Source organism: Streptomyces sp. P13-3-3 (genome assembly GCF_050571355.1).
In the GTDB taxonomy this organism is placed as follows: Bacteria; Actinomycetota; Actinomycetes; order Streptomycetales; family Streptomycetaceae; genus Streptomyces; species Streptomyces althioticus.
Genome location: NZ_CP192228.1, coordinates 713,069 through 730,028, shown reverse-complemented (window position 1 = coordinate 730,028; position 16,960 = coordinate 713,069). Strand labels below are relative to the sequence as shown.

The following is a 16,960-nucleotide window of genomic DNA, read 5'->3' as shown; positions in this document are numbered from 1 at the left end:
GACAGATGGTTAGTCCGCCCTTCAAGCTGATGTAGGAAGTCGGGGGTCGACTGTGAACCGGGAGTACGTCAGTGAGCGCCATGCCGATCGCCCTGCTGATCACCACGGCCGCCACCGGAGCCGTGGGCGTCGCCGTCCTGCGCAGTGTGCTGGTGCTGCGTCGACAGGTCGCGGCGCTGCACACCGAGCTGGCCAGGAGCCGGGCCACGGGCCGTGCCGAGGTCCCGCACGCCCGCTCGGCGGGACCGGACGAGATACGCGCCGCGGTCGCGGAGGCGCTCGCCGAGGAGCGGGAGCGCGAGCTGGCCGAGGCACGGGCGTTCTGGGCCGCCCAGGAGGCGCGTGACGCCTCCGAGGGCCCGTCCCTGCTGGGTCTGCCCGACAGCGAGCTGTTCCTGCCCCGGCAGGCCGATTTCGCGGGCCTGGAGCCGGTCTCCGAGCCCGGCGCCGACACCGAGGAGCACGCCGGGGACTCCCCCGAGCTGGCAGCGGCCCGCCGCCGTCACCCCTCGCACCCGGACTTCGTTCCGCACTCCTCGCCGGTCGTGAGCGACCACGAGCGCACGGTGGAGGTGCTGGAGGAGCTGGCGGCCGCGCGCACCGAGCTGACCGACGTCCGTCCGGGCCCGCTGGGCACCCTGGACGTGTACGTGTTCGCCGACGGCACCACGCTCTGCATGACGCCGGGGCACCGCGAGACCGCGGACCGCCTGGCCGAGGCGCTGCGGGCGGGCGAGACGCCGTTCCTGCTGGGCGGCTCCGGCATCTCCGGGGCGTACACGCTGACGTTCTCCTGCGGCGAGGACAGCGTCTACATCCTCGCGGACCGCGTCATCGCGTCCCTGTAGCGCGGGGCGCCGCGCCCCATCACCGCCCGGCGCACGCCCCTCGCGGGGTCACACACCCGCGCGCTCGCGTGCCTCCTCCACGAGCCGGGCGGCCTCGGCCACTTCCTCGTCGCTTTTCAGCACGAGGGCGAAGTCGTGTCCGGCGACGGTGATCTGGTCGGCGGCGGCGAACATGCCGGCGTCCGGCATCTCGCGCGGCTCGGTGCCCGGCTCCTCGACATGCTGGGTGCGCCGCGCCAACTCCCTGGCCAGCGCGAGCGCCTCGGCCGCCGCTCCCCGCTGTAGCCGGCTCTGCGGCGCGGCCCGCAGACGGTCGGCGAAATGATCCACGGCACGGGTGAAGGGCGTCGTATCAACCACGCGGCGAGCGTACGCGGCGCGGCAGGACTGTTGCCAACGGACGGGCGCTCGGGCACGGTGACCTGAAGGACCGGCTTGTATCCCAGCGTCCGGAGGCGCCGATGTCCCAAGTCTTCTCCGCAGAGACCCATCGCAACATGCTCGCCCGCATCCCGCACTGCACCGGTCGTGAGATCTCCGACTGGCTGCGCACCGTCGAAGAAGGCCCGGCGCTCGTCCGCTTCGAGGAGAAGGTCAGCTGGCTGAGGCACGAGTACGACCTGGCGTACGGCCACGCCAAGGCGATCGTGCACGAGTACGACCTGCGGAGGGCGGCGCGCAGGCTGCTCTAGCCGGCGCCCGGCCCGTCCCCCGGAACGGACCCGAGACACGGCGAAGGGCCCCGGTCGGAACCGGGGCCCTTCGTCATGCCGTGCGGCGGACGCCGAAGCGTCAGTCGCTGTTGAGGATCGAGATGAGCCGCAGGAACTCGAGGTAGATCCACACCAGCGTCAGCGTGAGGCCGAAGGCGGCGAGCCAGGCCTCCTCGCGCGGGGCGCCGTAGGCGATGCCGTCCTCGACCTGCTTGAAGTCCAGGGCGAGGAAGCAGGCGCCGAGGATGATGCCGACGACGCCGAAGAGGACGCCGAGGGCGCCGCTGCGGAAGCCGAGGCCGTCACCGCCGCCGATCACCGCGAACAGCAGGTTCACGGCCATCAGCAGGATGAAGCCGAGGGCGGCCGCCATCACGAAGCCGTAGAAGCGGCGGTTGACGCGGATCCACCCGGCCTTGTAGGCCACCAGCACACCGGCGAACACCGCCATGGTGCCGAGCACGGCCTGCATGGCCGCGCCGTCGGCGATGCGGTTGTCGACGACGCTGGAGATGACGCCGAGGAACACGCCCTCGAAGGCGGCGTAGGTCAGGATCAGCGCGGGCGACGCCTTGCGCTTGAACGCCTGTACGAAGCCCAGGACCATGGCGATCAGCGCGGAGCCGATGCCGATGCCGTAGGACCGGCCGATGTTGGCGTCGTCGACGGGCAGCAGCGCCCAGGCGAGCGCGGCGGTGACGATCAGCACGCCGAGCGTGGTGCCCGTGCGCATCACGACGTCGTCGATGGTCATGCGGCCGGCCGTGGCGGGGGCCTGCGGCGGCGCGCCGTACTGCTGCTGCTGCGCGTACGGGTTCTGGGCGTACGGGTTGCCCGTCGGCTGTGCGTACGGGTTGGCCTGCGTGGCGACTGCGGGGCCCCCGGCCTGCGGCGCGGTGTTGAAGCCCGCGTAGCCGTTGTCGCGGCCGAACCCCCGTCGCGAGAAGACCGGGTTACTGCTCCTCATTTCACTCCTCCATGGCCACTCGGTGCGGCCTTGGCTCAAGAGTAATAGGTAGGCAAAGGAATGACCCTAATGCTTGGGGAGGATCTTTCCCTTGTTGTGCTGCGCAACACGCTACGCGTCCTGGTGATTCCCTTCACGGCAGGTGACGGACCGGTACCGAGCCGGTACCTGCCCGGAACCGGCCGGAGACAGTGATCACCCGAGGGGGAGTCCGGTGTAGCCCTCGGCGAGGTCGGCGGCGGCGGACCGGCTGGTGGCGATCCGGTCCAGACGGGCGAGCTGCAGCCGGTCGTCGAAGGCGGTGGCGCCGGGGTCCCGGTGCAGCAGCGTGGTCATGTCGTAAGAGAACCGCTCGGCCTGCCAGACGCGGCGCAGGCAGGTCGCGGAGTAGGCGTCCAGGAGCTCGGTGGAGCCGGTGCGCCGTTCGTGTTCCAGGGCCCGGGCGAGGACCACGACGTCCCCGACGGCGAGGTTGAGGCCCTTGGCTCCGGTCGGGGGCACGATGTGGGCGGCGTCACCGGCGAGGAAGAGACGTCCGTACCGCATGGGCTCGTGGACGTAGGAGCGCATCGGGGTGACCGACTTCTGGGTGACGGGGCCGCGCTCCAGTCTCCAGTCGTCGGCGGTCTCCAGGCGGAGGGCCAGCTCGTCCCAGATCTCCTCGTCCGTCCACTCCTCGGCCTTGGTGTCCTCCGGCACCTGGAGGTAGAGGCGGGACACGGTCGGGGAGCGCATGGACAGCAGGGCGAAGCCGCGGTCGTGGCGGGCGTAGACCAGCTCGTCGTGGGAGGGCGGCACGTCGGCGAGGACGCCCAGCCAGGCGTACGGGTAGCTGCGCTCGTGCACGCGGGAGACGGCGGCGGGGACGGCGGCCCGGCACACCCCGTGGAAGCCGTCGCAGCCGGCCACGTAGGCGCACTCCAGCGCCTCCTCGCGGCCGTGGCGGCGGAAGCGGATCCGCGGGGCGTCGGTGTCCACGTCCTCGACGGCGAGCACCTCCGCCTCGAAGAGCACGGGGGGACCGTCGGTCCCGGCGAGGGCGATGAGGTCCTTGCAGACCTCGGTCTGAGCGTAGACGGTGACGCGGCGGCCGCCGGTGAGGTCCGGGAAGTCGACGCGGTGGCGGCGCCGCCCGAACCGCAGCTCGATGCCGTCGTGGGGCAGGCCCTCGCGGTCCAGCCGCTCCCCCGCCCCGGCCGCCCTGAGCGCGTCGGCGGTGCCCTGCTCCAGCACCCCGGCCCGCTGTCTCCGCTCCACGTAGGCGCGGTCGCGGCACTCCAGGACGACGCAGTCGATGCCCGCGAGCCGCAACAGCCGCGCCAGCATCAGCCCGGCGGGACCGGCCCCCACGATCCCCACGGTGGTACGCACCGGTCGCCCCCCTTCGCCCACGCCCGCCCGCGAGTCTCCGACCCCACCCACCGAGGTGTCAACGGGCCGCACGGGCGCCGGTCGCTGCCGCGCCGGGCCCGCCCTGCTCGACCGCCGGCTCGGCCGCCACCGGGCTTCACCCGCGCCTGCCGCTCCCCCGGGGGATCGCGAAGGACACGAGCACCGCGAGGAGGGTGAAGCCGAGGGCCCACCAGAACGCGTGCCGGAAGCCGAGCGCGGGAGATGACGCCGTGGTCATCGCGGCCTGGAGCGTCACCGCGAGGACCGCCGTGCCGAAGGAGCCGCCGAGCTGCTGGCCGATGCGGCTGATGACGCTCGCGTGCGGCACCTCGTCGCGGGCGAGCCCTTCGAACGCGAGGGCCATGAGGGTCACGGTCACCGCGCCGAGACCGAGACCGCGGACGAACAGGAACACGCTGATGAGGACGAGGTCGGTGTGGGCCGTGGCGCCGAGGAACGGCACCGTGCCGATCACGACGAGCACGAAGCCCGCGACCACGACCCACCGGGACCCGATCGCCTCGGACAGGCGTGCCGCCGGGGTCCGGCTGAGCAGGGTGCCCACGCCCTGCGGGATCAGCAGCAGTCCCGCGACGAGCGGCGTCATCCCGCGCAGCTGCTGGAAGTACAGCGGGATCAGCAGCATGGCGCCGTAGAGGGCCACGCCCGAGAGGAACAGCAGCAACGTCGAGGACGACAGCGGCAGGTGGCGGAGCAGCCGCAGGTCGACGAGCGCGTCCGTCCTACGGCGCAGGGCGCGCCAGGTGAAGACGCCGGTCGCGGCCAGGCCCGCCGACACGGGGACGAGCACGTCCGGGTGCAGGAACCCGCCGTCCCTGCTGGCGTCGCTCAGTCCGTACAGCACGGCCGCCAGGCCCGAGGACATGAGGGCGAACCCGGTGACGTCGAGCTTCGCGGGGCGGGTCTCCTCGTCCTTGGGCAGGTACTTCAGCGCGAGGGCGATGCCGGCGAGGACGAAGGGGACGGTGACCAGGAACAGCCAGCGCCAGTCGAGCCGGTCCAGCACGATCCCGCCGAGCACCGGGCCGAGGATCGGGCCCAGGGAGGCGGGGATGCCGACGACGGCCATGACACGCGCGAGGCCCTTGCCGCCCGCCGCATGCATCACGAGCGTGGACATCATCGGCATGAGGATGCCGCCGCCCACGCCCTGCAGCACGCGGAACGCGATCAGCGAGGTGGCGTCCCACGCCAGGGCGCTCAGCACGGACGCCGCGAGGAAGACGAGCAGGCCCAGGATCCACAGGCGCCTGCCGCCGAGGCGCCGCTGCGCCCACGGGACGATCGGGATGACGACGGCGAGGGCCAGCAGGTAGCCGGTGCTGATCCACTGGATCGTCGCCAGGGGGACGTCCAGGATCCCGGCGAGCGGCTCGATCGCCACGGCCACGATGGTCGTTCCGAACAGGACGCCCAGCGCGCCGACGACGACGGTCCAGGCGACCGGCCACACCTCTGAGGTGAGCTCCTCACTCCTCACGTCCGCTTCAGGTGCTTTCGTACTCACTTCGAACCTCTTTAAGAGACACGGTGTATCTTCTAAGGGAGAGTACGTCGAGGAAATAGGAAACTCAATGTCTCTTAACGAGGAAGGGGCCGCAGGCGAGGCGCCGCACGCGCCCAAGCGGCGCCGCCGCGGCGCGGAGCTGGAGAAGGCGCTGCTGGACGCCGCCTGGGCCGAGCTGATGGAGTCCGGCTACGAGGTGATGACCTACGACGCGGTCGCCGAGCGGGCCTGCACCAGCCGGGCCGTGCTCTACCGCCGCTGGCCCGCCAAACGCGACCTGGCCCTCGCCGCGGCCGCCTCCCGGCTCGGCGCCGACATCCACGCGCCGGCCCCCGACACCGGCTCCCTGCGCGGGGACGTCGTCGCCCTCATGCACGCCGCCAACGACGCCCGCGCGCGCATCGCCATCCAGCTGGCCGCGCGACTGGACGGCGCCGACCGCGACGCGCCCACGCTCGCCGACCTGCGCAGCCGGCTCACCGAGAGCCGCGGCAGCCGGATGCGGACCGTCCTCGAACGCGCCCGCGACCGGGGCGAGATCGCCACGGCGGACGTCCCGCTCCGCGTCCGGAACGTGGCCTTCGACCTGCTGGCCAACGAGGTGCTGGTCACACAGTCCTCGGCGACCGACGAGGCCGTCGAGGAGATCGTCGACGAGGTGTTCCTGCCCCTCGTCCACGCCGTGACCGGACCCGGTTCGCGCACGGGCGCCGAAGCCGGGTCCCGGCAGGCACCGCGGGACTAATCCCGCGGTATCCACGGGCCGGCGAGCCGGATACCGCGGGCCGATGCCCGAAAACGGACCCGTTCCTAACGTGGTGAAACATGATCGTCGCTCAACACCTGACCAAGCGGTACGGCGAACGGACCGCCGTGGAGGACCTCTCCTTCACGGTGCGGCCCGGCGTCGTCACCGGCTTCCTCGGCCCCAACGGCGCGGGGAAGTCCACCACCCTGCGCATGCTGGTGGGCCTCGACCACCCCACCTCCGGCACCATCACCGTCGGCGGGCGCCGGTACGCCGACCTGCCCGACCCGCTGCGCCACGTCGGCCTGCTCATCGACGCCAAGGGCGTGCACCGGGGCCGCTCCGCCCACGCGCACCTGCTCGCCCTCGCTCAGACCCACGGCATCCCCGGGTCCCGGGTGCGGGAGGTGCTCGACCTGGTCGGCCTGGGCCCGGTCGCGCACAAGCGGGCCGGCGGCTTCTCCCTGGGCATGGGGCAGCGGCTGGGCATCGCCGCCGCCCTGCTCGGCGACCCGGAGGTCCTCGTCCTGGACGAGCCGGTCAACGGCCTGGACCCGGACGGTGTGCTGTGGCTGCGCCGGCTGCTCGCCGGGTACGCCGCCCGCGGGCGCACCGTGTTCCTCTCCTCCCACCTGATGAGCGAGCTGTCCCTGATCGCCGACGACCTGGTGGTGATCGGCCAGGGGCGGCTGCTCGCCACCGGCACCGTCTCCGACGTCATCGCCTCCGTCGCCCCCGCGTCGGTACGCGTGGTCACCCCGGCCGCCTCCGCTCTCGCGTCCGTGCTCCAGGGCGCGGACACCACCGTGACCTCCCTGGACGCGGAGACGCTGGAGGTCCAGGGCCGCTCGGCCCGCGAGATCGGTGAGATCGCGAGCGCCCACCGCATCCCCCTCCACGAACTCTCCCCCCGGCGCATCACGCTGGAGGAGGCCTTCATGCAGATCACCCGCAACGCCGTCGAGTACGGCACGCCCGGGGGCGCCGCACCCCGCACCTCCGCACCCCTGGAGTCCGTCCGATGACCGCCGCCACCCCGCCCGCGCCGGACCTCGGCACCGCCCGCGTCACCGCCAAGGGGCTGCTGCTCTCCGAATGGACCAAGCTCCGGTCGGTCCGGTCGCTGCGGATCACCCTCGCCGCGTCCTTCGCCTTCGTGGCCGGTCTCAGCGCCTATCTCCTGATCGAGGGACAGACCCTCGGCGACGGGGCCGCGGCCGACATCCCGTTCAGCTTCACCGCCGTCTACCCGCTCGGGGTGCTCACCCTGATCGTCCTGGGCGTGCTCGTCGTGACGGGCGAGTACAGCAGCGGCTCGATCCGGGCGAGCGTCGTGGCCGCGCCCCGGCGCACCGGACTGCTCCTCGCCAAGGCGGCCGTCCTGACCGGGGTGACCACGGCACTCGGCGCGGTCATGTCCGTGCTGCTGTACCTGCTCACCCGGATCACCGGCGCGATCCCCTCCGCGGCGGGCATGTCGCTGTTCGACACCCGGATGTTCTGGGGCGTGCTCGCCGCAACGCTCCTGCTGCCGTTCGGCGCGCTCTTCGGGCTGGTGCTCGGCTCGCTCGTCCGCAACGCCGCGGCCGCGATCACGCTGTACTTCGGCGTGTTCCAGCTCGGCCCGCAGATCTTCCCGGCGTTCCTGCCCGACGGGGTGTCCGGCTTCACCGACTGGATGCCGTTCGCCGCCATGGACGTCGTGCGCGGCGCCGGGATCGCGGACGGACCGTACGGCGTCGGCACGGCGGTCGTCGTCCTGCTCGCCTGGGTCGCCGCGCTGGGCGGCGTCTCGTGGTGGCTGCTGAAGACCCGCGACATCTGACCCGGAAGGCGACGGACGAGTGCCCATGCGTGTCGCGGACGCCGCGGTGACCGATCCGCTCCAGGGGATGAGCGCCTTCGACCGGCGCCACCCCTGGGGCTGGGACCTCGGCCTGGCCCTGCTCGTCACCGCCGTGTCCTTCCTCGCGAGCCCGCCGTCCGGTCCGCCGGGCTGGGCGGTGCTCGCCGCCGTGCACGGCGCCGTCGCCCTGCGCCGGCGCCTCCCGTACGCCGCCCTCCTGACCGCCTCGGGCGGCACCCTGGTCTCCGCGGCGAGCGCCCTCGCCATGGGCGGGACGGCCGCGTGGACGTACCTGGCCGTGTGGGTGACGCTGTTCGGCGCCGTCCTGCGGGACGGCCGGCGGTGCGTGACCGGGACCGCGACCGGGGTCGTCGCGGTCCTGGCGGTGACCGCCCTGGCCGCCCCGCCCGACGCCGAGGGGACGTCTCCGCGGGAGCGCCTCCTCCTCGTCCTTGCGGTCGCCGCCATGGGCGCCGCCGCGGTCCTGCTCGGTCTGCTCGTACGGGGCAACCGCGCCCGCCTCGCCGCCGAGCAGGCCGAGATCGCCCGTACCGCGGCGGTCGCCGAACGCTCCCGCATCGCGCAGGAGATCCACGACGTCATCGGCCACAACCTGTCGGTCATCACGGCCCTCGCGACCGGCGGCGGCGTGGTCGCCCGCACCTCCCCGGACGAGGCGGTGCGCGCGTTCGACGCCATCGGCGAGGTGAGCCGCACCTCCGTGCGGGAGGTGCGGCACGTGCTGCGGGTGCTGCGCGAGGACGCCGGCGCCGACGGCACGCCCCTGAGCCCGCAGCCCCGGCTCGACGACCTGACCGACCTCCTCGACGCACTGCGGGACGCCGGGCTCGACGTCGTCCTGCGGCGCACCGGCGATCTGCGCACCCTCGACACCGGCCGGCAGCTCGCCGTCTACCGCGTCGTGCAGGAGTCCCTCACCAACGTGCTCCGGCACGCGGGCCCCGCGCCCCGCGCCCGCGTCGACGTCGAACGCGGGACGGACGCCGTCACGGTGACCGTCACCGACACCGGCGCCGCGCCCGCCGCCCCGAAGCCCGGCGGCCACGGCCTGCCGGGGATGCGCGAACGCGTCGAGGCGTACGGCGGCACGTTCGAGGCCCGGCCCACGGCGACGGGCTGGCGGGTGCGGGCACGCCTGCCCGTCGGCGACGCCGGCGGCTCGGGGACGTACCCGCCGGCGACGAGGACCGGGGGGCCCGCGGCCGGTTCCGCGGGAACGGAGGACGGGAGGCCGGGAACGGCATGACGGACACGCCCCGAACCATCCGGGTGCTGATCGCGGACGACCAGCCCCTCCAGCGGATGGGCACGACGATGTTCCTCACCGGGCAGCCGGACATCGAGGTGGCCGGTGAGGCGGGCGACGGCGGCGAGGCGGTGCGGCTGGCGCGGGAACTGCGCCCCGACGTGGTGCTGATGGACGTGCGGATGCCGCACCTCGACGGCATCGCCGCCACCCGCCGGATCGTGACGGACCGCCAGGGATCCGAGGAGGCGCCGCGCGTCCTGCTGCTGACGACGTTCGACCTCGACGAGTACGTCCTGTCCGGCGTCGAGGCCGGGGCGAGCGGCTTCCTCACGAAGGACGCCGAGCTGGGCGACCTGCTGTCCGGGATCCGGGCGGTGGCCGCGGGCGACGCGGTGATCGCGCCCAGCGCCACCCGGCGCCTCCTGCGCCGCCTCGCGGCGGGGCACCCGGACCCCGTGCCGCTGTCGGCGGAGGAGCACGCGGGGATCGGCACGCTCACCGCGCGGGAGCGGATGATCCTCGTCGCGATCGGCGAGGGTCTGACGAACGCGGAGATCTCCCGGCGGCTCCATCTCGCCGAGTCGACGGTGAAGAGTCACGTCGGCCGGATCTTCGGGAAGATCGGCGCCCGGGACCGCGTCCACGCCGTCATCCTGGCCTTCCGGGCGGGCCTGGTGCGGGTCTGACGGGACGGCCCTGTCCGTGTGCCGGTGCCGCGGACGGGCGGTGGCGGACGCCGGCCTTCCCCGGAGGGGCCGGGCCTCGCGGCCGTGGTGGTGCCCGGAGCCGGACTTGAACCGGCACGCCCGCTCAGGGGCAGCGAGGTTTAAGCTCGCCGTGTCTGCATTCCACCATCCGGGCAGGCCGTGGGCCCCGCTTCGCGGTTCCGAGCCTATCGGTGACCCTCCCCCCGCCTGCGGCGGGATGGACCGATCTTGTCTTATTTTATTGGCGCCTGAGGGAGCATCAGACACCGGAACGCACCGTCAGCACGTGCCACCAGCCTTGCGTGCGACGGGGCCCTCTGCACGCGGATTGACGGAATTTCACCGTCCGGGACAGGGCGCCCCACCCGTTCCGGGGACGACCCGGGTAGGGGTCCCCCGTCATCCCCAGGTATGACCCGGCGCCCCGCGCTCCCTCCCGAGTCGCCCCCAGGAACCGGAGCAGCGGCTGACTACGCGGCGGCGAAGCCACGGAAGGATGGTGACGTCCCCGAACACGCCGTCCTGACAGGAGCTCATCCGTGACCACCGCCCCCCTCGCCGACCGGACCACCACCGTGGCCGCGCGCGCCACGGAGCTGTCGAAGATCTACGGGCAGGGCGAGACCCGGGTGGTCGCGCTGGACCGGGTCTCCGTCGACTTCCGGCAGGCCGAGTTCACCGCGATCATGGGCCCCTCGGGCTCAGGCAAGTCCACACTGATGCACTGCGTCGCCGGGCTCGACACCTTCTCCTCCGGCTCCGTGCGCATCGGCGACACCGAGCTGGGCGCGCTGAAGGACAAGCAGCTCACGCGACTGCGCCGGGACAAGATCGGCTTCATCTTCCAGGCGTTCAACCTGTTGCCGACGCTCAACGCCCTGGAGAACATCACGCTTCCGATGGACATCGCGGGCCGCAAGCCCGACAAGGAGTGGCTGGACACCGTGATCCGCATGGTCGGTTTGTCCGACCGGCTGAGCCACCGGCCCGCCCAGCTCTCCGGCGGCCAGCAGCAGCGGGTCGCGGTGGCCCGCGCGCTGGCGTCCCGGCCCGACATCGTCTTCGGCGACGAGCCGACCGGCAACCTCGACTCGCGCTCCGGCGCCGAGGTGCTCGGCTTCCTGCGCAACTCCGTGCGCGAACTGGGCCAGACGGTGGTCATGGTGACCCACGACCCGGTCGCCGCCGCCTACGCGGACCGGGTGGTCTTCCTCGCCGACGGCCGCATCGTCGACGAGCTCCACGGCCCGACGGCCGACTCGGTGCTCGACCGGATGAAGCGTTTCGACGCCAAGGGCCGCACCAGCTGACCCCGGGCCCGCCGCCCGCCCGCCCCTTCCCCGTACCGTCTGGACAGAGAAGACCCATGTTCCGTACCGCCTTGCGCAACGTCTTCGCGCACAAGGCCAGGCTGTTGATGACCGTGCTCGCCGTGATGCTGGGCGTGGCGTTCGTGTCGGGCACCCTGGTCTTCGCGGACACCCTCTCCAACGCCTTCCGCAACCAGTCGGCGAAGAGCTACGACGACGTCGCCGTCGCCGTCACCTCGTACGCCGACCCGGACAACCCCGAGGAGGCGCCCGGCCTGTCCGGCGAGGACCTCGACCGGATCGCCGCCGTGGACGGCGTCGCCGGGGTGTACGGCCGCGTCGAGGGCTTCGCCGGGGTCGCCGACCCCGACGGGAAGCTGATCGGCGTCGGATGGTCCAACAAGGGCTCGAACTTCGCGCCCGGCGAGGACGGCAAGGACCCCGCGTACACGTTCACCGACGGCTCCGGCCCGGTGAAGGACGACCAGATCGCGTTGGACGAGGACTCCGCGGCCAAGGGCGAGTACGAGGTCGGCGACCGGGTGCGCGTCGCCACCAACGGCCCGGTGAAGGAGTACACCCTCAGCGGTGTGTTCACCACCGAGGACGGCGCCGTCAACGCCGGCGGCAGCCTCGTCCTCTTCGACACCGCCGTCGCCCAGAAGCAGTACCTGAAGCAGGGCTACTTCGCGGACGTCACCGTCGTCGCGTCCCCCGGCGCGGACGACGCGGAGATCCTCGCCGCGGTCGAGCCGCTGCTGCCGGACACGGCGGAGGCGCGGACCGGCCAGGCGCTCGCGGACGAGCAGGCCGACCAGATCGAACAGGGCATGGCCAACCTCAAGCAGGTCCTGCTCGGCTTCGCGGGCATCGCGCTCTTCGTGGGCGTCTTCCTGATCTCCAACACGTTCACGATGCTGGTCGCCCAGCGCACCAAGGAGGTCGCCCTGATGCGCGCGGTCGGCGCGTCCCGCAGGCAGATCACCCGCTCGGTGCTCGCCGAGGCCGCGGTGGTGGGTCTGGTGGCCTCGGCCGTCGGCTTCGCCCTGGGCGTCGGTCTGGCCGTCGGACTGCGCTCCGGCATGGCGGCGTTCGACATGAAGATGCCTGACGGCCCGCTGGTCCTGTCCGCCACTCCGGTGATCGCGGCGTTCGCGGTCGGCGTGCTGATCACGGTGTTCGCCGCCTGGCTGCCCGGCCGCAGGGCCGCGAAGATCCCGCCGGTGGCGGCGATGAACAGCGTCCACGCGGTGGCCACCACCAAGTCGCTGGTGCTGCGCAACTCCATCGGCGGGGCCGTCACCGCCCTCGGCGCGGCGGGGATCGTGGCAGGCGCCTCGACCGGCGGCGACGACGGCCGGATGTACATCGGCGCGGGCGCGTTCCTCGCTCTGATCGGCGTGATCATCCTGATCCCGCTGCTGTCCCGGCCCGTGATCGCACTCGTCCGTCCGCTGCTCGTCGGACCCTTCGGCGTGGCCGGCAAGCTGGCCGGCCAGAACGCGGTCCGCAACCCGCGCCGCACCGGCGCCACCGCCTCGGCGCTGGCGATCGGTCTGACGCTGGTGACCGGCCTGTCGGTGCTCGGCGTCACGGTCGGCACCGCCATCGACAAGATGACCACGGACAACATCAAGGCCGACTACATGGTCACGATGGCCAACGGGGGCGACCTCGACCGGTCCGCGCTGACCGCGCTGGAGAAGGCCGAGGGCGTCTCGGCGGTCTCCCCCCAGCAGGACGCCTACCTCCGGACCGGCGACGACTACGTCTCCGCCTCCGCGGTCACCCCGGGCGACATCGAGCGGGTCCTGAACATCGACGTCGTCAGCGGCGACGCCGGCACGCTCGCCGAGGGGCGGATCGCGGTCGCCGAGACCACGGCCGCGAGCAGGGGCTGGAAGCCCGGCGACCGCATCCCCTTCACCTTCGCCGACGAGAAGAAGGCGACGCTGACGGTCGGCGCCGTCTACAAGGACAGCGAGTTCCTCTCCCCCGTCCTCATCGACAGCGCCGTGGTGAGCGGGCACGAGGCGAAGCCGTACATCCGGCAGATCTTCGTGAAGGTCGACGGCGGCCAGTCCGCCGCGAACGAGAAGGTCCTCGTCGACGCGCTCGGTGACAACCCCGCGATCACCGTGATGGACCGGCAGGACATCCGCGACGAGTTCGGCGGCGTCATCAACACCCTGCTGAACGTCATGTACGGCCTGCTGGCGATGGCTCTGATCATCGCCGTGCTGGGCGTCGTCAACACCCTCGCGATGTCCGTCTTCGAACGGCAGCAGGAGATCGGCATGCTGCGCGCGATCGGTCTGGACCGGCGCCGGGTGAAGCGGATGGTCCGGCTGGAGGCCGTCGTCATCTCGGTGTTCGGCGCGGTGGTCGGCATCGGTCTCGGCACGTTCCTCGGCTGGGCGATCGGCGAGACCGTCGCCGACGAGATCCCGGGGTACGCGCTGGTCCTGCCCTGGGACCGGATCGGGATCTTCGTGGTGCTGGCCGGTCTGGTGGGCGTCCTGGCCGCCCTGTGGCCGGCCCGCAACGCCGCCCGGCTGAACATGCTGAGCGCGATCAAGGCGGAGTGACCGCGTCACGACGCGGCGCACCGAGGGCCGGGCCTCCCGTACGGGGGCCCGGCCCTTCGCGTCGTGGTGCGGATCAGGCCGGGCCGGGAGCGCCCCACACCCGGGCACGCAGCGGCAGCCCCGACGCCCCCGACTCGGGCGTGCGCACGGCGACGACCTGGTTGACGCCGATGCGGTTGCGCTCGAAGGCGAGCGCGGAGGCGGCCATGTAGAGCTGCCAGACGCGGGTCCGCCCCGGACCGGCGAGCGCGACCGCACGCGCCCACTCGGCCTCCAGGTTCGCCACCCAGCGGCGCAGGGTGAGGGCGTAGTGCTCGCGGATCGACTCCACGTCGCGCACCTCGAACCCGGCGCGCTCCAGCAGGGTGACGGTGGTGCCGAGCGGGGCCAGCTCGCCGTCGGGGAAGACGTAGGCGTCGATGAAGTCGTCCACCTGGTACGACTCCTCGTCGCGCTGCGGGCGGCGGGCGATCTGGTGGTTGAGCAGCCGGCCGCCCGGCTTCAGCAGCCGGTGCAGAACGGTCGCGTACTCCAGGTAGCGCTCGGAGCCGACGTGTTCGGCCATGCCGATGGAGGAGATCGCGTCGTAGGGGCCGTCCGTGACGTCCCGGTAGTCCTGGACGCGGATCTCGATGCGGTCGGTCAGCCCCTCCTCGGCGATCCGCTTGCGGGCGTAGGCGGCCTGCTCCTGGGAGAGGGTGATGCCGACGACGTTCGCCCCGTGCTCACGGGCCGCGTGGATCGCCATGGAGCCCCAGCCGCAGCCGACGTCCAGCAGCCGCTGCCCGGGGCGCAGGGCGAGCTTGCGGGCGACCAGGTCGAGCTTGTCGTGCTGGGCCTGTTCGAGGGTGCCCTCCGGGGGCGGGGCGGGCCAGTAGGCGCAGGAGTACACCATGGACGGGCCGAGGACGATCTCGTAGAAGTCGTTGCCGACGTCGTAGTGGTGGCTGATGGCGCGCTTGTCGCTGCGCTTGGTGTGCAGTCCTCGGCGGGGCCTGCGGACCTCCTCGCGGGGCGGGGCGGGCGGCAGCGGCGGGCCCGCCATGGCGAACAGCCGGCGCACCGCCGAGCGGAACTCCGGGTCGCGCAGGGACTGGGCGAGGGTACGGGCGTCCTCGTCGCGCTCCCAGATGCTCCCGGCGAGCAGGCCCAGCGCGGTGTAGAGGTCGCCCTCGATCGTCAGGTCGCCGGCCACCCAGGCGCGCGCCAGGCCGAGTTCGTCCGGCTTGAACAGCAGGCGGCGCAGGGCGCGCCGGTTGCGCACGACCAGGACGGGGGCCTCCGGGGGGCCGGCCTCCGAGCCGTCCCAGGTGCGGATGCGCACCGGAAGGGGTGCGGCGAGCAACTGCTCGAGAATGCCTTTCAGCCGCGAGGCGGCGTCTGCCATGGTGTACACCTCCGTGACCGGATCCCGGAATGTCGTCACCACGTAAACACCTGGGCGCGGCCGTGACAGTCCCCGGCGCGCGTCATCTTCGGGCAAAACACGGAAACGCAACCCGCGGGGAGTCACCCGGGCATGCCGAAGGGGCCGCCCGCACCACGGATGGCGGGCGGCCCCTTCGGGTGGGCCTACGGGTGACCTGGGGGGCGGCCCCGGGTCAGGAGGCCTTGGCCTCGGTCTTCTTCGGCTCCTGCTGGGCGGCGGGCGCCGGGGCCGGCTTGGCGGCCTCGTAGAACTCCTCGCGCGGGGACTCGATCGCGCCCAGGGACACGACCTCACGCTTGAGGAACATGCCGAGGGTCCAGTCGGCGAAGATCCGGATCTTGCGGTTCCAGGTGGGCATCGCCATGCCGTGGTAGCCACGGTGCATGTACCAGGCGAGCCGGCCCTTGAGCTTGATCTTGAACTTGCCCATCACGATCATCGCGACGCCCTTGTGGACGCCGAGGCCCGCGACCGCGCCCTTGTTGGCGTGGCTGTACTCCTTCTGCGGGAAGCCCCGCATGCCGGAGATCACGTTGTCGCCGAGGACCTTGGCCTGGCGCAGCGCGTGCTGGGCGTTCGGCGGGCACCAGGCGTTCTCGTTGCCGGCCTTGCGGCCCACGAGGTCCGGGACCTGGGCGTTGTCGCCCGCTGCCCAGATGTAGTCGGTGCCCTTGACCTGGAGGGTCGGCGCGGTGTCGACGTGGCCGCGCGGGCCGAGCGGCAGGCCGAAGCGGGCCAGCGCCGGGTTGGGCTTGACGCCCGCGGTCCACACGATGGTGTTGGAGTCGACCTCGAGGCCGTTCTTCAGCACCACGTGGCCGTCGACGCAGGAGTCCATGGAGGTGGACAGGTAGACCTCGACGCCGCGGCTCTCGAGGTGCTCCTTGCCGTACTTGCCGAGCTTGGGGCCGACCTCGGGGAGGATCTTGTCGGCGGCGTCGACGAGGATGAAGCGCATGTCCTCGCGGGACACCGTCTTGTAGTACTTGGCCGCGTCCCGGGCCATGTCCTCGACCTCGCCGATGGTCTCCGCGCCGGCGAAGCCGCCGCCCACGAAGACGAAGGTGAGCGCCTTGCGCCGGATCTCCTCGTCCGTGGTGGAGTCGGCCTTGTCGAGCTGCTCGAGGACGTGGTTGCGCAGGCCGATGGCCTCCTCGACGCCCTTCATGCCGATGCCCTGCTCGGCGAGGCCGGGGATCGGGAAGGTGCGGGAGACCGCGCCGAGCGCGATCACCAGGTAGTCGAAGGGCAGCTCGTACGCCTCGCCCACGAGCGGGGCGATCGTGGCGACCTTGCGGTCCTGGTCGATGGTGGTGACCCGGCCGGTGAGGACCTCCGCCTTGGGAAGCACGCGCCGCAACGGGACGACGACGTGCCGCGGGGAGATGCTGCCGGCGGCGGCTTCGGGGAGGAAGGGCTGGTAGGTCATGTACGACCGCGGGTCGACGACGGTGACGGTCGCCTCGCCGTAACGCATCTTCTTCTGGATGCGCCGAGCTGCGTACAGGCCTACGTACCCACCGCCTACTACGAGGATCCTGGGACGCTCCGTGGTGCTCATGCCATCGAGTATCCACCCGCCCGAGGGGGGTACCTCGTGCGCCCCTTCACAAG

The 16,960-nt window shown here is 72.4% G+C and carries 15 protein-coding genes and 1 tRNA gene; 9 read left to right on the top strand and 7 right to left on the bottom strand.

Translation table 11 applies throughout. From position 1 onward, the window contains the following. The first annotated feature begins 71 nt into the window (after positions 1-71). Positions 72-848: a hypothetical protein gene (locus tag ACQZOG_RS03455; RefSeq protein ID WP_430741267.1), complete on the top strand. Its 777-nt coding sequence runs from the start codon at positions 72-74 to the stop codon at positions 846-848. Between the two features lie 48 nt (positions 849-896). On the opposite strand, the gene ACQZOG_RS03450 is transcribed toward ACQZOG_RS03455, so the two are convergent. After that, a complete protein-coding gene (locus ACQZOG_RS03450) occupies positions 897-1,208 on the bottom strand; it encodes a hypothetical protein (protein WP_093554203.1) in 312 nt (103 codons plus the stop codon). 101 nt (positions 1,209-1,309) lie between these two features. Between ACQZOG_RS03450 and ACQZOG_RS03445 the strand changes: the two genes are divergently transcribed. After that, the gene (locus ACQZOG_RS03445) at positions 1,310-1,540 is read left to right on the top strand and encodes a DUF4287 domain-containing protein (RefSeq protein ID WP_033276183.1); all 231 of its coding nucleotides are present in this window, start codon (positions 1,310-1,312) and stop codon (positions 1,538-1,540) included. 100 nt (positions 1,541-1,640) lie between these two features. On the opposite strand, the gene ACQZOG_RS03440 is transcribed toward ACQZOG_RS03445, so the two are convergent. The 3 genes from ACQZOG_RS03440 to ACQZOG_RS03430 form a co-directional block, all read right to left on the bottom strand. Continuing rightward, positions 1,641-2,528 (bottom strand): Bax inhibitor-1/YccA family protein, encoded by an 888-nt coding sequence (locus ACQZOG_RS03440; protein WP_058916667.1) that lies wholly within the window; start codon positions 2,526-2,528, stop codon positions 1,641-1,643. 195 nt (positions 2,529-2,723) lie between these two features. Then, positions 2,724-3,899, bottom strand: a complete 1,176-nt coding sequence (locus ACQZOG_RS03435) for a 4-hydroxybenzoate 3-monooxygenase (RefSeq protein ID WP_193455177.1) — start codon at positions 3,897-3,899, stop codon at positions 2,724-2,726. A 136-nt stretch (positions 3,900-4,035) separates the two neighbouring features. After that, positions 4,036-5,448, bottom strand: coding sequence for an MDR family MFS transporter (locus ACQZOG_RS03430; protein WP_245657324.1), 1,413 nt, complete (start codon positions 5,446-5,448; stop codon positions 4,036-4,038). Between the two features lie 67 nt (positions 5,449-5,515). Between ACQZOG_RS03430 and ACQZOG_RS03425 the strand changes: the two genes are divergently transcribed. The 5 genes from ACQZOG_RS03425 to ACQZOG_RS03405 all read left to right on the top strand — a co-directional run bounded on the left by ACQZOG_RS03425 (position 5,516) and on the right by ACQZOG_RS03405 (position 9,998). After that, a complete protein-coding gene (locus tag ACQZOG_RS03425; protein ID WP_430741266.1) occupies positions 5,516-6,193 on the top strand; it encodes a TetR/AcrR family transcriptional regulator in 678 nt (225 codons plus the stop codon). An 80-nt stretch (positions 6,194-6,273) separates the two neighbouring features. Then, positions 6,274-7,221, top strand: a complete 948-nt coding sequence (locus tag ACQZOG_RS03420; RefSeq protein ID WP_033276179.1) for an ABC transporter ATP-binding protein — start codon at positions 6,274-6,276, stop codon at positions 7,219-7,221. Then, positions 7,218-8,021: an ABC transporter permease subunit gene (locus tag ACQZOG_RS03415; RefSeq protein ID WP_051724573.1), complete on the top strand. Its 804-nt coding sequence runs from the start codon at positions 7,218-7,220 to the stop codon at positions 8,019-8,021. Before ACQZOG_RS03420 ends, ACQZOG_RS03415 begins: the two co-directional genes overlap by 4 nt. 25 nt (positions 8,022-8,046) lie before the next feature. Further along, positions 8,047-9,309: a sensor histidine kinase gene (locus ACQZOG_RS03410; RefSeq protein WP_382004637.1), complete on the top strand. Its 1,263-nt coding sequence runs from the start codon at positions 8,047-8,049 to the stop codon at positions 9,307-9,309. After that, positions 9,306-9,998 (top strand): response regulator, encoded by a 693-nt coding sequence (locus tag ACQZOG_RS03405; protein ID WP_033276178.1) that lies wholly within the window; start codon positions 9,306-9,308, stop codon positions 9,996-9,998. Before ACQZOG_RS03410 ends, ACQZOG_RS03405 begins: the two co-directional genes overlap by 4 nt. Before the next feature lie 88 nt (positions 9,999-10,086). Here ACQZOG_RS03405 and ACQZOG_RS03400 read toward each other — a convergent pair. Then, positions 10,087-10,173, bottom strand: a tRNA-Leu gene (locus ACQZOG_RS03400). Positions 10,174-10,558: 385 nt separating this feature from the next. On the opposite strand from ACQZOG_RS03400, the gene ACQZOG_RS03395 reads away from it, so the two are divergent. After that, entirely contained in the window at positions 10,559-11,329 is a 771-nt protein-coding gene (locus tag ACQZOG_RS03395) for an ABC transporter ATP-binding protein (protein WP_033276177.1), read from the top strand. Positions 11,330-11,385: 56 nt separating this feature from the next. Next, on the top strand, positions 11,386-13,917 hold the full coding sequence (locus tag ACQZOG_RS03390; protein ID WP_430741265.1) for an ABC transporter permease: 2,532 nt from the start codon (positions 11,386-11,388) through the stop codon (positions 13,915-13,917). Between the two features lie 73 nt (positions 13,918-13,990). Here the strand turns inward: ACQZOG_RS03390 and ACQZOG_RS03385 are convergent, their stop codons facing one another. Further along, positions 13,991-15,304: a class I SAM-dependent methyltransferase gene (locus ACQZOG_RS03385; protein WP_430741264.1), complete on the bottom strand. Its 1,314-nt coding sequence runs from the start codon at positions 15,302-15,304 to the stop codon at positions 13,991-13,993. Between the two features lie 214 nt (positions 15,305-15,518). Next, positions 15,519-16,907, bottom strand: coding sequence for an NAD(P)/FAD-dependent oxidoreductase (locus ACQZOG_RS03380; protein ID WP_078492853.1), 1,389 nt, complete (start codon positions 16,905-16,907; stop codon positions 15,519-15,521). Positions 16,908-16,960 lie beyond the last annotated feature (53 nt).

Coding starts and splice junctions, on each gene's coding strand:
- ACQZOG_RS03445 (WP_033276183.1), top strand. CDS start 1,310: ATGTCCCAAGTCTTCTCCGCAGAGACCCATCGCAACATGCTCGCCCGC.
- ACQZOG_RS03440 (WP_058916667.1), bottom strand. CDS start 2,528: ATGAGGAGCAGTAACCCGGTCTTCTCGCGACGGGGGTTCGGCCGCGAC.
- ACQZOG_RS03425 (WP_430741266.1), top strand. CDS start 5,516: ATGTCTCTTAACGAGGAAGGGGCCGCAGGCGAGGCGCCGCACGCGCCC.
- ACQZOG_RS03420 (WP_033276179.1), top strand. CDS start 6,274: ATGATCGTCGCTCAACACCTGACCAAGCGGTACGGCGAACGGACCGCC.
- ACQZOG_RS03415 (WP_051724573.1), top strand. CDS start 7,218: ATGACCGCCGCCACCCCGCCCGCGCCGGACCTCGGCACCGCCCGCGTC.
- ACQZOG_RS03410 (WP_382004637.1), top strand. CDS start 8,047: ATGCGTGTCGCGGACGCCGCGGTGACCGATCCGCTCCAGGGGATGAGC.
- ACQZOG_RS03405 (WP_033276178.1), top strand. CDS start 9,306: ATGACGGACACGCCCCGAACCATCCGGGTGCTGATCGCGGACGACCAG.
- ACQZOG_RS03390 (WP_430741265.1), top strand. CDS start 11,386: ATGTTCCGTACCGCCTTGCGCAACGTCTTCGCGCACAAGGCCAGGCTG.
- ACQZOG_RS03385 (WP_430741264.1), bottom strand. CDS start 15,304: ATGGCAGACGCCGCCTCGCGGCTGAAAGGCATTCTCGAGCAGTTGCTC.
- ACQZOG_RS03380 (WP_078492853.1), bottom strand. CDS start 16,907: ATGAGCACCACGGAGCGTCCCAGGATCCTCGTAGTAGGCGGTGGGTAC.